The 13,191-nt window shown below is 52.1% G+C and carries 14 protein-coding genes and 1 pseudogene; 10 read left to right on the top strand and 5 right to left on the bottom strand.

What is annotated here, in order from left to right:
- The first annotated feature begins 31 nt into the window (after nucleotides 1-31).
- From RTU96_RS14425 to RTU96_RS14415, 3 genes are all read left to right on the top strand, one after another.
- Nucleotides 32-211, top strand: a complete 180-nt coding sequence (locus RTU96_RS14425; RefSeq protein ID WP_312637350.1) for a hypothetical protein — start codon at nucleotides 32-34, stop codon at nucleotides 209-211.
- A 104-nt stretch (nucleotides 212-315) separates the two neighbouring features.
- Complete coding sequence (locus tag RTU96_RS14420) at nucleotides 316-1,965, top strand: S-layer homology domain-containing protein (protein WP_312637348.1); 1,650 nt, start codon at nucleotides 316-318, stop codon at nucleotides 1,963-1,965.
- Between the two features lie 148 nt (nucleotides 1,966-2,113).
- Entirely contained in the window at nucleotides 2,114-3,055 is a 942-nt protein-coding gene (locus RTU96_RS14415; protein ID WP_312637347.1) for a hypothetical protein, read from the top strand.
- A 63-nt stretch (nucleotides 3,056-3,118) separates the two neighbouring features.
- Here RTU96_RS14415 and RTU96_RS14410 read toward each other — a convergent pair whose 3' ends face one another.
- From RTU96_RS14410 to RTU96_RS14400, 3 genes are all read right to left on the bottom strand, one after another.
- Nucleotides 3,119-4,132, bottom strand: a complete 1,014-nt coding sequence (locus RTU96_RS14410) for a tyrosine recombinase XerC (protein WP_312637346.1) — start codon at nucleotides 4,130-4,132, stop codon at nucleotides 3,119-3,121.
- Between the two features lie 1,088 nt (nucleotides 4,133-5,220).
- Nucleotides 5,221-6,615, bottom strand: a complete 1,395-nt coding sequence (gene radA, locus RTU96_RS14405; protein ID WP_312637345.1) for a DNA repair protein RadA — start codon at nucleotides 6,613-6,615, stop codon at nucleotides 5,221-5,223.
- Nucleotides 6,616-7,341: an N-acetylmuramoyl-L-alanine amidase gene (locus tag RTU96_RS14400; protein ID WP_312637344.1), complete on the bottom strand. Its 726-nt coding sequence runs from the start codon at nucleotides 7,339-7,341 to the stop codon at nucleotides 6,616-6,618.
- Nucleotides 7,342-7,569: 228 nt separating this feature from the next.
- Between RTU96_RS14400 and RTU96_RS14395 the strand changes: the two genes are divergently transcribed.
- Both RTU96_RS14395 and RTU96_RS14390 read left to right on the top strand, forming a co-directional pair.
- Nucleotides 7,570-8,019 (top strand): spore coat protein CotJB, encoded by a 450-nt coding sequence (locus tag RTU96_RS14395; RefSeq protein WP_312637343.1) that lies wholly within the window; start codon nucleotides 7,570-7,572, stop codon nucleotides 8,017-8,019.
- Nucleotides 8,019-8,114 (top strand): annotated as a pseudogene (locus RTU96_RS14390) (manganese catalase family protein); the annotation flags it as partial. The gene RTU96_RS14395 and the pseudogene RTU96_RS14390, both read left to right, overlap by 1 nt.
- Nucleotides 8,115-8,195: 81 nt before the next feature.
- On the opposite strand, the gene RTU96_RS14385 reads toward RTU96_RS14390, so the two are convergent.
- Nucleotides 8,196-9,542: a DEAD/DEAH box helicase gene (locus RTU96_RS14385; protein ID WP_312637342.1), complete on the bottom strand. Its 1,347-nt coding sequence runs from the start codon at nucleotides 9,540-9,542 to the stop codon at nucleotides 8,196-8,198.
- Nucleotides 9,543-9,954: 412 nt separating this feature from the next.
- Here RTU96_RS14385 and RTU96_RS14380 point away from each other — a divergent pair, with 412 nt between their 5' ends.
- From RTU96_RS14380 to RTU96_RS14365, 4 genes are all read left to right on the top strand, one after another.
- Nucleotides 9,955-10,485, top strand: a complete 531-nt coding sequence (locus RTU96_RS14380) for an isochorismatase family protein (protein WP_312637340.1) — start codon at nucleotides 9,955-9,957, stop codon at nucleotides 10,483-10,485.
- Nucleotides 10,486-10,943: 458 nt separating this feature from the next.
- Complete coding sequence (locus tag RTU96_RS14375) at nucleotides 10,944-11,093, top strand: hypothetical protein (protein ID WP_312637339.1); 150 nt, start codon at nucleotides 10,944-10,946, stop codon at nucleotides 11,091-11,093.
- 133 nt (nucleotides 11,094-11,226) lie between these two features.
- Nucleotides 11,227-11,721: a superoxide dismutase family protein gene (locus RTU96_RS14370; protein WP_312637338.1), complete on the top strand. Its 495-nt coding sequence runs from the start codon at nucleotides 11,227-11,229 to the stop codon at nucleotides 11,719-11,721.
- A gap of 151 nt (nucleotides 11,722-11,872) precedes the next feature.
- Nucleotides 11,873-12,025, top strand: a complete 153-nt coding sequence (locus tag RTU96_RS14365) for a hypothetical protein (protein ID WP_312159049.1) — start codon at nucleotides 11,873-11,875, stop codon at nucleotides 12,023-12,025.
- Between the two features lie 411 nt (nucleotides 12,026-12,436).
- On the opposite strand, the gene RTU96_RS14360 is transcribed toward RTU96_RS14365, so the two are convergent.
- The gene (locus RTU96_RS14360) at nucleotides 12,437-12,619 is read right to left on the bottom strand and encodes a hypothetical protein (protein ID WP_312637337.1); all 183 of its coding nucleotides are present in this window, start codon (nucleotides 12,617-12,619) and stop codon (nucleotides 12,437-12,439) included.
- Nucleotides 12,620-12,662: 43 nt separating this feature from the next.
- Between RTU96_RS14360 and RTU96_RS14355 the strand changes: the two genes are divergently transcribed.
- Nucleotides 12,663-13,103, top strand: a complete 441-nt coding sequence (locus RTU96_RS14355) for a hypothetical protein (RefSeq protein WP_312637336.1) — start codon at nucleotides 12,663-12,665, stop codon at nucleotides 13,101-13,103.
- Nucleotides 13,104-13,191: the final 88 nt, after the last annotated feature.

Here is a 13,191-nt window from a genome sequence, read left to right as displayed (position 1 = left end):
AGGGCGGCTGCGCCTCCACCACGATTGGTGAATGCTGATAACGACTTCCTCCGAGAGAAAGCTGAACCAGATCGCCCGGACGCAGCCGCCCTATGGTCCAGAGGACATTCTCGTGGCGGCACATAGCTTTGATGCGGACAACAGGCCGCTGAGCAGCTACGAGTATGTCCTTATTCGACCTGTCAGAATCCTTGGTGTTAACCGTGCGTGACTTGAACGCGGCTAAAAAAGGTGCTATAATCACGGCTGGCGGAAAGAAACTCCGTCAGCCGTGATTGTTTGTATTAATTAAAAAAGTAAGGATGGCGAATACATATGAAAAAGCTTTGTGCGGCACTGTTGGCCGCTGTTCTGACCGCAGCGGCCGCACTGCCGGTTTCTGCCGCGTCCTTCCGGGATATTCCGGTGGGGAGTGCTCTTGCGGCCGAGGTGCAGAAGGCCGCGGACTACGGTCTGATGGGCGGATACAGTGCCTCCAACTTTGGCTATTCGGACCCCATCACCCGGGGCCAGTTTGCAGCTGTGCTGGTGCGGATGATGGTGAAAACCATGAATTGGGACGGAGAACTGCCTTTGCAGCCCTCCTTTTCCGACGTACCTGCCTCCCACACATGGTACTCTGTGGTGGAGACGGCTCTGGCCCATGACGTGGTGGATCAGAGCGAAAAATTTCGCCCGGACGTACCCATCACCCGCGCCGAGATGTCTGAGATGCTGGTCCGGGCGGTGGGACTGAAGGGGGCGGCTGCGATTCAGGAAAAATCGACCGCACTTCCGTTCACAGACGTGGAAGTAGGGAAGGGCTACGTAGCCGTGGCCTATCAGATTGGTATGACCTCCGGCACCTCTGAAACCACTTTTGCCCCCAATGCAACCGCGACCCGGGGACAGGCTGCCGCCATGCTGGTGCGCATTTACGAAAAGCTCAGTCGGGCCACTGAATTTGTCCATGGGTTCTACGCCATCTCCTCCCGAAGCCAGCTTAGCCTGACGGACGGGATGGAAGCCGTCAGCGCCGGGTGGAGCCGGATGACGTGGGACGGAACTTCGGCGCTGCTTTCCACCACCTCAGCGAACGGGAATGAGTACGCCGTTCCCAGCGGCTATCAGGACGTAACCGGCTATCTGGACGCGGGCGGTACCCCACTGAACCTGAGCGTCTATATGGATGTGTCCGGCGGCGTGAGGGAGCTGCTGGCATCCGAGACCGGAAGATCGGCGGCGGTGGAGCAGATCGTCAATGAGCTGACCGTTTCCTACAACGCCGTGGGCAAAAATCCGTATTCCGGTGTGACAATTGATTTTGAGGGTTTGCGGACTGCACAAAAAGCAAATTTTACGGTGTTTTTGAATGCGCTTTCCAGTAAAGTGCATTCCCTTGGCAAGAGCCTGTATGTTTGCGTTTCCCCAATTTTAACCACTGGAAGCTATTACGACGGCTATGATTACGCTGCCATCGGAGCGGCTGCCGACCGGGTAATTTTGATGGCCTATGATTACAACACCGCGGATATGACTTCCTTTGTGGGAACGGAGTATTACAAGACCGCTGCGCAAGCTCCCGCTGATCAGACATACGCCTCACTGTTGGACGCCGTCGTCCAAATAGGCGCTGCCAATCAGCCCAAGCTGCTTCTGGGCTTCTCCAGCAAACCCATGGCATGGAAAATTGGCGCGGATGGAAAGCTTCTCTCCGGAACGCCGGTGTATCCCTCCAATGAGACGCTATATCAGCGGCTGAGACAGTCGAATACGGAAAAGGGCTGGTCTGACACCTATCAACAGCCCTATGCAATCTATACCACGGAGGACGGCAGCCGCTATTTCGTCTGGTACGACGATAATAACAGCGTTCATGTCAAGCTCGGCGCCGCCAAGTTGCTGGGCATTACCGGCGTTTCCCTGTGGCGGCTGGGGACCATCCCCTCGGAAACCGACTGGAACTGGAATAGCCTGCCGGCGTGAAACTTTGTAACAGGAAAAACTTTGCACAGGTCAAAATGGACAAGGAAGGATTTAAATGCGGCGTCCGATCAGCGGTTTGCTATGGCGGAGCTGCCGGGATGTTCTGTACGGCTGATGGGCAGTCATATAAAATCGAAGGGAGTTCGCAATGGTATATTACGATGAAAAGATACAGGGCCTTCGCAAGAAGATTGAACAAAAGAAGCACACACAATCCAAACTAAAAGAGCTCTATATTCAACGAGAGGCTCTGCTCTTAAAAACCGATGCACTGAAGAAAGAAAAATTAGACGAACAAGCAGACGTGGATCGACTGGAAGGGCATAGCTTGGCCGCTTTTTTCTACGGTGTTGTCGGCAAAATGGATGAAAAGCTGGATAAAGAACGTCAAGAGGCCTATGCTGCGGGTGTGAAGTATGACGTGGCCGCGCGGGAGCTTTTTGCCGTGGAGGAGGATATCAGCCGCTACGAGGCTGAACTTGGCCGACTAGGGGAGTGCGAGAGGGAATATGAGCAGACACTGAAGGAAAAGCTGGATGCCATTAAATCCCAGGGCACACAAGATGTTCGGAAGATTCTTGAGACTGAAGAACGCATTTCATATCTGGACGGACAGATCAAGGAAATCAACGAAGCGCTTGGCGCCGGGCAGGCCGCCCTTGCCACTACGGATGGGATTCTATCCAGCCTTGACAGCGCGGAGGGTTGGGGGACTTGGGATTTGCTGGGCGGAGGGCTGATATCGGATTTGGCGAAGCACAGCCATCTGGATGAAGCGCAGCAACAGGTAGAGCATTTACAGGTACAACTGCGCCGCTTTAAAACAGAGCTGACTGATGTGACGATTCATGCGGATATACAGGTCAGCATCGAAGGCTTTCTGGGCTTTGCGGATTTTTTCTTTGACGGATTGTTTGCGGATTGGGCGGTATTGGATAAAATCAATCAGTCTCAGGCACAGGTGCAGAATACCAAAAGCGAAATTGAGCGCGTCATCAGTCGCTTGAAGGATATGCTCGGTGTGGCTGATACAAGCCTGAAAAACGAAACCGCGGCGCTAAACGAACTTATCGCAAAAGCGGCAATCTAAGCGGCGGGAGAAATTCAATAAAGTGCGGCACAGGAAAAGTGATATCTTTCCTGTGCCGCAATTTTATTCGCCAGATTTGTCATGAATTTTAACGCGTGACAAGGGATTTGCCTTTGCGGCGACACGGAGGGCTTCGTTGTCGATGTGCGTATAGATTTCCGTGGTATTCAGGTGCTCGTGACCCAAAACCTCCTGCACCGCTTTCACGTCCACGCCATTTTGAAGCATCAGTGTGGCGGCAGTATGACGGAGCTTGTGAGAAGAGTATTCGGATGCGTCCAGTCCAGCTTGACCCAAATGCTTTTTTACCAGCGCATGCACGCCGGATCGGCTAATGCGTTTGTTTTGCTCAGACAGAAGCAGTGCGCCGCTGTCCCGTCCCGACACGGGCCGCCGCGCCGCCAGATATCGCCGCAGCGCGTCCTTGCAGGCATCGTTCAGATAGACGATGCGGACTTTATTGCCCTTGCCCAGAACCCGAAGGGCCTCATCCTGAATATCGTTTAAATTCAGCCCCACCAGCTCGGAAATCCGCAATCCGCAATTGAGAAACAGCGTCAGAATGCAGTAGTCCCGCTTGCGGTTCTTTCCGTCAACCGACTCTAAAAGCCGGATGCTTTCATCCAGGGTCAGATATTTTGGCAGCGACTTTCTGGTTTTTGGGGAGTCGATGTCCTTTACGGGATTCTCGGTAATCAAGTGTACCTTATTGGTCAGGTAGTTGTAAAAAGAGCGAAGTGTTGCAATTTTTCTCGCTCTTGAGGAGGAATTTAGTCCATAATCAGAGTTAGAGCTGTTTTGATGCAAAATCCGGTCGCGGCTGAGATAGGTCATGTATCCGTAAATGTCTGTTAATGTTACAGATTTAACAAAGTCTAAATTCACATCCAAAATAGGAATTTCATCCAGCCGTCTGTCACGTAGGGCGGGATCCCGTGTCTGCTTCATGTAGCGGAAAAAGTTTCTCAGATCCAAAAAGTATTCATCCACAGTTCGCTTTGAATGAGCTTTGATGGTTTCATGATACGCCAGAAAGTCCCGCAGGACTGGCGGCGCTTCAGTGCGATAATCGTTCAAAAAATCACCCTCAATCCTGTAATATTATTGTACGCACAGTGGCCCGAGCAGTCTTAAAAGAGAATTTCTTCATAAAAAGCCACCCAAATCGCTGGAAACGGGTTTGTCTGGATGGGTATTTCCAAATGCAACATGCAACAGCGTAATTCTGAATCCGCAAAGATTGAGGATTTTGGTATTTGGAAAAACGCCGTTTTTCCATTGTACAGAACCAGCGATGGCGGCGTCTCTACAGCGTAATCAGATTAGATATCCTTGGCGGGCTCCCCTACTTTAAACAAAATTTTTATTTTGTTCAATCGTCATTGCAAAACAATGCCGACTGTCCGCCCTCCGCCCCGACGTGTCGTCGGGCTGCGCGCGCTGCGTGTCGTAGGTAGCGCGTCGGAAGCAGCGCCCCGCACCGCGCTTGGGGCCAGCCGCTCCGGGCAACAAAATAAACGTTGTTGTTCCGTCTTGGCATTCGATGGCGTGTGTTTTCGCCGCCTCCGAACCTAGCTTACCGTTTTCCTTCGGCGCCGTATTGGCTGTGTCAAAACAGCCCCCATTCAGGTGCAGGGTTGTTTTGACACAAGTATAGAGCGGCGCTGATCAGTTGTCAACCGAAAGTTTCTGCTTCCGCTGCTTGGCAAGGACGTTCTTCCGAAAAAGCAACATGTCCAGCCATCACATAAATAGCGGTGACGGCAGGGCTGCCGTGTTCCATGGCTCGCTGCACGCGCCGAATGTCCCCGTACTGCGGCGCAACGTTTTGTTTAAGGCGAAATGCCTTGGCGGCGCGCTTTACGTCTTTCCAAACAGCCTGCCTTGACTTGTGGCTCCCCGGCTTCGTGCCGGGGAACGCCCAAAGAGGCCCAGTTTGCTGGCGGGTCGTTTCCCTCTTACAAAACATAAACTTCGCCCTTTCAGCACATCCTAGCCGCAAGCGCTGGGCTTCCCGCAAACATCTCAAACTGAAAGGAACGGATTAAAATTTATGGGGCTTATTCCGTGCACCTCTGCCTGTATCTATCAAAAGGACGGACTGTGTGATTTGGACTGCGCGGCGGCGGCGGGCATTCCGCCCGCCGGTGGCGGCTGCGTTCACTTTATCCCTGTTTGCGCAGCACGGCCCGCAGAGCCTCTCCAATATTCCGCACCGGAATCAGCTCTAACCCTGCCGGCGGATGGAGCGATTGGGACCGGTGCTCCGGAATCAGGCAGCGCTTAAAACCCAGACGCTGCACCTCGTTCACCCGCTGGCTGAGTTGGCTGACGCTGCGCAGCTCCCCTGTCAGTCCCACCTCTCCGATGGCCACCAAATCGCTGGGAATGGGCTGATCCAGATAGCTGGAGGCCAGCGCCACGGCGGCGGCGAGGTCGGCGGCAGGCTCGTCCAACCATAAGCCACCGATGATATTTAAGTAGGTATCACAGGTGGAGAGCTTCAGCCCTCCCCTCTTTTCCAATACCGCAATCAGCATGGCCGCCCGGTTGTAATCAAAGCCGTTGCTGGTGCGGCGGGGCGTTCCGTAGCCGCTGGGGGCAATCAGGGCCTGCACCTCCGCCAGAACTGGCCGAACGCCCTCCATCACACAGGTGACGCAGCTTCCCGGTGCATCCGCCGGGCGGCCCGCCAGCAGCAGCTCTGAAGGATTTTCCACCTCGTGCAGCCCCGCGTCCTCCATCTCAAACACACCGATCTCATTGGTTGCCCCGAAACGGTTTTTTGCCGCCCGCAAAATGCGGTAGGAGCTGTGCTGATCTCCCTCGAAATACAGCACGCAGTCCACCATGTGCTCCAAAACCTTGGGTCCGGCAATGGAGCCCTCTTTATTCACATGCCCGATGACGAATACGGTGATCTCCTGCCCTTTGGCAAGCTGCATCAGCGCCATGGTGCAGTCCTTCACCTGCCCCACGCTCCCGGCGGGAGAATCCAGCGCGTCGTTGTACAGTGTCTGGATGGAGTCAATGATAAGAATGTCGGGCTGCTCCGCCGCCACCGTTTCCAGCACGTCCCCCAGACAGGTTTCAGAGATAACGAACAGTTGTTCGCTCTCCACATCCAGCCGCTTTGCCCGGAGCTTTAGCTGGTGCTCCGACTCCTCTCCGGATACATACAAAACCTTAGAAAATTCGCACAGTTTGCTGCAAATTTGCAGCATCAGCGTGGACTTCCCGATTCCCGGTGCGCCGCCCACCAGCACCAAAGAGCCCTTGACGGGTCCGCCGCCAAGGACCCGGTCCAGTTCCCCCATTCCGGTGGGAAAGCGGATTTCCGACGCGGTTTCCAAATCCGTCACCGGACGGGCACGGCGAATGCTCCCTATGACGGGGATTGCCGGAGCCGCCGCTTTCCCGATTCCCCGGGACTTTTTCGGCGCGGCTTCCGCGGGACGCTCCACCACCGTGTTCCATGCGCCGCAGGCGGGGCACTTCCCCGCCCATTTGGGCGTCTCGTTTCCACACTCCGTGCAGTAAAACGTGCTTTTCACTTTCATCTATGATGTTTCCTCCGTAGAAAAATATCCGGCGGCAATGGCAGCCGCCAGCCGTATCTGGTATCCCGGCTCTTGCAGGCGGGCGGTTTCGGTGCTGTTGGAGAGGAATCCGCACTCCACGATGATTGCCGGAGCCGTGGCGTTTTTCGTGAGATAGATAGAATCGGAAATACGCTTGGGTGTTTTTCCATTTCCGGTGTTCACGCTGCTGTTCAGCCGTTCCTGCACGGTGGCGGCCAGCGCCGGGGCAGGTTCCACGCCATTGTAAAACACCTGTGCACCGTGGGTTTTGGGAGAGCCTGGCAGGCTGTTCTGATGGATGCTGAGGAGCACCGCATTCTCCAGTCCATTTACCAGCGCTACCCGGTTTTTAAGGTCGGACGCCTTTTTCTGGCGCAGCGTCGTGGCTTCCGGAGAATGGATGGACACGTCCTTCGTCCGGGTCATCACCGTATCCTGCCCCAAAAACCGGAGCAGCGCGTCCACTCGCCCGGCAATCTGCAAATTCAGTCCGCTCTCTACCGTACCGTCCCCCGCCACCGCGCCGCCGTCCTCTCCGCCATGGCCCGGGTCTACTACCACCACGCGGCTGGGGCTTCCCATCGGCTGGGCAGAGAGCACAGAGACACTCCCACTCCCCTGCCACAGAATCAACGCCATCCCCGCCACCGCCGTAAGCAGCAGTGCGGATAGGGTCAGATGGGTCCTGCGTATAAAAACAACCATCGCCGTCACCTCCCGTGAAGAATATGAGGTACGGCTTTTCCATTATGTCCGCCGTGCCGCCGCAAGCGGGCGCGGGTAGTCCGGGAGAGCTTTGCGTTATATTATAGCACCCTTCCCTTCGGTCCCGCAAGATGTACCAGCGGGGGTTGCCGGGCATAGTATGGCATAAGCGCACGATACCGTGCGCAGTCTGAGCAAACCTGCGCAAAGGAAGGAGTATTTTTGCAGATGGAAAGACCTGAATTGAATTCCTGCGGCCAAAACGACGGGAGTCTTCCCGGCCGCTGTGCGCCGCTGGCATTTCCCTATGTGCCCATGCAGGATCAGGACCCGCCCCGCTATGAAAACGCCACGGCGCTTCAGACAGGGACGCTGTTTCCGGGGCTGGACCTGCCGTTTAAGGCGGCGATGACTGACAAGCTGAAAACCAACAACACCGCCTTGGCGGAGCTGATGGCGCTTGATTTTGCAATTGACGAGCTGGGCCTGTATCTCACCACCCATCCCAAGGATCAGGAGGTTCTGAACCTCTACTGGTCTTATATCAAGCTTGCCCAAGAGGGTCGGATAACGTATCGGAAAATGTACGGGCCCCTCCTCCAGACCGATATTACGGAGCAGGAAGGCTTTATCTGGTTAAATGATCCGTGGCCCTGGGATGAAGGAGTGAACGGCTGATGTTTGTTTATGAAAAAAAGCTGCAATACCCCGTTAATATCAAAACTCCGAATCCCACGCTGGCGGCGCTGATAATCAGTCAGTACGGAGGACCATACTTCATTAGACTACAAAAATATCACGTCTTCGGGAAACCGAAGACGTGATATTTTGGCTTTCATAGGGTACGGAGATGTTTACCGGCGATCACGTCTTTTTCGATTGCCCGCCACGCGATCATGCTCTTTCGCGGATGCAGCATGAGGTTTTGCGGAAACGGTCGTCCGGGCTTGTGAATGTCTGGGATTAGATGACGCCGAGGGAGAATGTGAACGACCGTGACCATATCTGGATTGCGGTGCTTTTTCCGACTTTTGCAGAATCATCATTGGCCACTCTGATTTTTCCACAGGAATCGTGCGGCCCATCAGTTTTTCAATATCCCTTAGGTAAGAAATTTCATCATAGTCGCAGAAGCTAATGGCAATGCCTCCCAGACCGGCACGGCCGGTTCTGCCGATACGATGAACATAAGTTTCCGGTTCATTTGGCAATTCATAGTTAAACACATGGGACAGTTCAGGAATGTCAATTCCCCTCGCCGCAATATCAGTTGCAACAAGAATTTTGATGTCTCCGCTTTTGAAGCGTTTTAGGGCATTCTGCCGGGCGTTCTGGCTCTTGTTCCCGTGAATAGCCATCGCCACTACACCCGCCCCAGCCAACTCCGTCACTACCTTGTCGGCGGCATGCTTTGTCCGGGTAAATACCAATGCGCTTCCGACATCGTTGCCATGAAGCAGTTTTGCCAGCAGACGGCGCTTATTGCCCTTATCAATGAAATAGATATGCTGGTCAATGGAGGCTGCTGTGCTGGACACGGGGTCTACTTTTACTGTAACCGGGTCGTGAAGAATTGTGTTTGCAAGCGCCTCAATCTCTTTTGGCATTGTGGCACTGAAAAGAAGGGTCTGTCGCTTCTCCGGCAGTGCGCGCAGAACTTTTTTTACATCATGGATAAAGCCCATATCCAGCATCCGGTCGGCCTCGTCCAAAACAAAAATTTGAATCTGTGAGATGTCTATATAGCCTTGATTCATCAGGTCGCAAAGCCGCCCCGGCGTCGCAATTAGGATATCAACGCCTCGCCGCAGTCTTTCTATTTGCGGTACCTGACTGACACCGCCAAAGATCACGGCGCAATGAAGGCGCAGGTTGGCTCCATATTCGTCAAAATTCTCCTGAATCTGAATAGCCAGTTCCCTTGTAGGCGTGAGGATCAATGCTTTGATACCCTTTCTCCGTTCCAATGCAAGGTTCTGAAGGATTGGAAGGGCAAAGGCCGCTGTTTTGCCCGTGCCGGTTTGAGCACAGCCAATCAGGTCTTTCTTTTGCAATAGCAGTGGAATTGCTTTTTGCTGAATTGGGGTCGGTGTTGTGTATCCTTGGCGTTCAACCGCCTTTAAGATAGGTGCTGCGAGGTTTAGTTCTTTAAATGTCATGTCATTCTCTTCTTCTAAAATATCAGAATAGACGGCACTCATGCACACGGCACAGATGCGTTCTACTTTGTACGGATTAAGAAAGCAGAGCGGTTCCCGTCAATAAAGATCAACGGGAACCGCAGAAATTACTTTATTATTTTTAGTATACCACAAATTACAAAAATGAAAAGACAATTTTGAAACAGCAACATTTCTCCCTAACCGGATGAGCCGCCTCCTACCAAATCCCAGCCAAAGTGTTGCTCCATTTGCCCTGATTACTTGTATCCACTTTCTTTGCCATCGTATTCACCTCTCTAAAAAATCAGGGCGGGGCAGAGTCCCGGCCTGTTCAGCTTTGCATATTCTTGTCCAGCTTGAAACTTCTGTACGTAGCCGTACGAATGAAACAGTGCTCACCCGAGCATTCTAACCCAAGACATCGGAATGAATCAAATCCGGAGGCATTGTTATGACCAAACCTTCCCGCAACGCGCTGCTGATCATTGACGTTCAGAAGGAATTTCTGACGGATACCACCAGAGACCGCGTTCCTGAAATTCAAAGGCTGGCGGAAACTGGCAGATATGACTACTGCATCCTGACCTATTACAAAAATACGCCCCAGTCACCGTTCTATAACCGACTGCACCGGTACAGTGGGCTGGATGCCTGCTCCGATTCCCTGCTGATCCACCCCCCTGCCGGGTTGCCGACGGTGGTCGAGGAAAAAACGACTTACGGGCTCCCGCATGAAGACCTGTCTCGTCTGGTGGGGCAGTGCTCTCATATCGATCTGGTCGGCTTTGATACGGATGCCTGCGTGATCGCATCGGCAATCACGCTTTTCGACGCAGGCTATGACTTCGATGTTCTCGGTGAGTTTTGTGCGTCTACGAACGGGCGAGACTATCACGAGGCCGGCATGAAAATTATTAACCGGGTGCTGGCCCACCAATTGGAGCAGGAAGGCCCCGAGACAGATACCGCTCCGTATCTCTGAAACCACCATAGAAGGCTCTAAATGTGTATATTGACTTTTCATTCCCCGGCGACACAGGGATAAAAAGCGGAACATTCTTTTCAACCTTGACATACCCTGCAATAAGAGGTGGTATCTATGATTTTGCAGGCAATCGTGGTTAAGGTCCGCCCTGGTAATTTGCTTGTTTTTGACAAGTCAATGTCTCAGACTGTGCTTGTCCACACGCCGCAGGCATGCCGTTTTCGTGTGGGCAATTGTGTGAGCATTTTTTATAACGGGATAATGACCAGAAGTATTCCTCCGCAAATTAACGCAATCAGAATTGCCAGAATCCCATGCTCATGGTAGAGTCGCAGAATTTTTGAAGCTTTTCGGCGGCCTGTTCTGGCCCCATCGGGCGCGGTTTCAATTCCCTTGTGAGTCTCTTCCTAAAATATTTAAAACAATTTGGCAAAGACTATTCTCGAGGTGATAGTATGGACCCAAAGAAAAAATTGGCTCAAATTCTTAATGATGGCGATGGTGACAAGCCTATCCCGGGGAACATCTACCCAGCCATTGACAACGATTTGGCACGGGACAATATTGAAAACGATCTTCCTGCCGCTGACCTTCAAGACCTTTGATCTACCGCCCCTTAACCGGGGCGGTTTTCCTTTTCCGCCTCGGCTGGCTGCCGGAGTCACATAAATCTCACGTTATTCCCATTGCTATTGAGTGTCATTTTCACTTGCTTTTCATAAGATATCAAGGGGTGATATGGCAGTGCATATCATAAATTTTAATCAATCGCCAAATGCTTGTGCACAAATAAACGGGAGCATGACGTATCCCGAAATTCGCGGAATTGTCCGGTTTTATCAGACGAGGTCCGGGGTGCTTGTGGCAGTGGAAGTGACAGGATTACCCTGTGATGACGGCCCCTGTGGAGCTAACGTTTTCGGTTTCCATATTCACGAAGGCGCCGTATGTGCCGGAAATGCGACAGACCCGTTTGCCGATACGGGCGGGCACTACAATCCGAGGAACTGTTTGCACCCGGACCACGCAGGCGATCTTCCTCCGCTTTTCGGAAATCAGGGCTTCGCATTCATGACGGTCTTTACAAACAGATTTTTCGTAGACGAAATTGTAGGCAAAACCGTAGTAATTCATCGGCATCGGGATGATTTCACGACGCAGCCGTCCGGGGATTCAGGTCCTAAGATTGCCTGCGGGCAAATTTATAAAAACATAACCTCATGTTGCCGTTGAGCAGCTATGCCGTCTCCGGTCTTGCACACCGGGGACGGCGCTTTTTTATTCTCATGATTCTATACGTGCTCTGTCGATGGTGCGCCCGCACCCGGTTTGTCAAAGGATATAAATTTTGAATCTGCAAAAAATACACGTGAGGTGATTTAAAATGCCAAAAGACAGCCAGCTTGACCCAAAGCCTGTCCGCCTGAAAAAGGCAAAGGGCGGTCCGACATTTGCACAAAGCGCTCTTGACGGTGAGGGGCGCAATGATAAAAAGCAGTCGGGAAACCGTCATAAACCCGGCGATGACAAACGATAAAGTTTCCGCCCCGCCTTAAAAAGGCGGGGCTTGCTTCTGTAAAATTAAGCGCAGATGAATCTTCTTATTTTCAAGTTTCTTTGCTCTGGTTTCAAAACCGAAATTTTTCTTCTGAAATGCGACTGAATTTCAACTTTATATTCTTTTAACATGTCCTATACTGTAATTGCAGCCTCCATCGGCGTTTGAAGGAGGACTTACCATGACTACATTCCAAGTCTTTACACTAATCATTTCAGCCAACGTCCTACTGCTCGCACTATTGACTTACTTAAAGAAGTGATGGTTGTGGATTGGTAGTACCTAGGTGTGTGAATGGAGGCTGCAAAGTGGTGGTGCTTACGCACCACCACTTTTTTGATTCACAGCCCCACGGTAATATAGCTGCAGCCCAAAGCGGTATCCAATAAACTAATTCTCTTCATCTATGTGGAACACGGCCTTGCCCCGGAAAAGCGCGTTCAGATATGTTACCTTTAGTACCGCGCCGATTTCGCAGCGCTTTTCCTTCGACAGCGTGTCAATATTTACTTTCTGTTCGTTCACAGTCACAAATGCCTCTACCCGGATAGGCTCCCGCTGCCGTCTCGCCATGCTCCTCACCTCAATTCAGCCTATGGTATTTCGTGGTTGTCCTATGTCTAATGAATATATCGCGTTGCTTTCCGACGAAGAAGCAAATCTGAGAGAACTGATTGAATCCGAAAAGGAGCTGAAATCGGAATTGTCCGATCTGGATCAAGCTGAATTTATCGCTCTTGAAAGAGGACAATCTGCATACGATCAAATATGTGATAAAAAGAGGGATATCTCCTCTTTGGCTTCTTCCTGGCCAAGTTTTCAGAGAGCCGAGGTTCATTTTTTCTACCGCAGTTCCGTGTTAAAGGAGAGTCGTACCTTGCGTGGAAAAACTCGACGTATGAACCCATTCAGCAGGAATATGACCGCTTGCACAGAGAAGCTTTTCGCTCTCCCTAAAGAAAAGAAATTCGGACGGATACTGACTGTCCATGCATCTCAAGGGCGAAAGTGGGATACGCAGTTTCTTAGTGTTGTTGATACAAATAATAAATTTTAGAGCCAGATAACGAAAAGCACGATTCCATAATTGTGATATTGTCAATATTACTTTACACTTTTTTCTCAAGGATGTTCGACCTACGCTG

The sequence above is a fragment of the Oscillibacter sp. genome (assembly GCF_032018205.1).
Classification (GTDB): Bacteria; Bacillota; Clostridia; order Oscillospirales; family Oscillospiraceae; genus Oscillibacter.
Note: the sequence above shows the minus strand (reverse complement) of the source record. Positions and strands in the feature narration are given on the sequence as shown.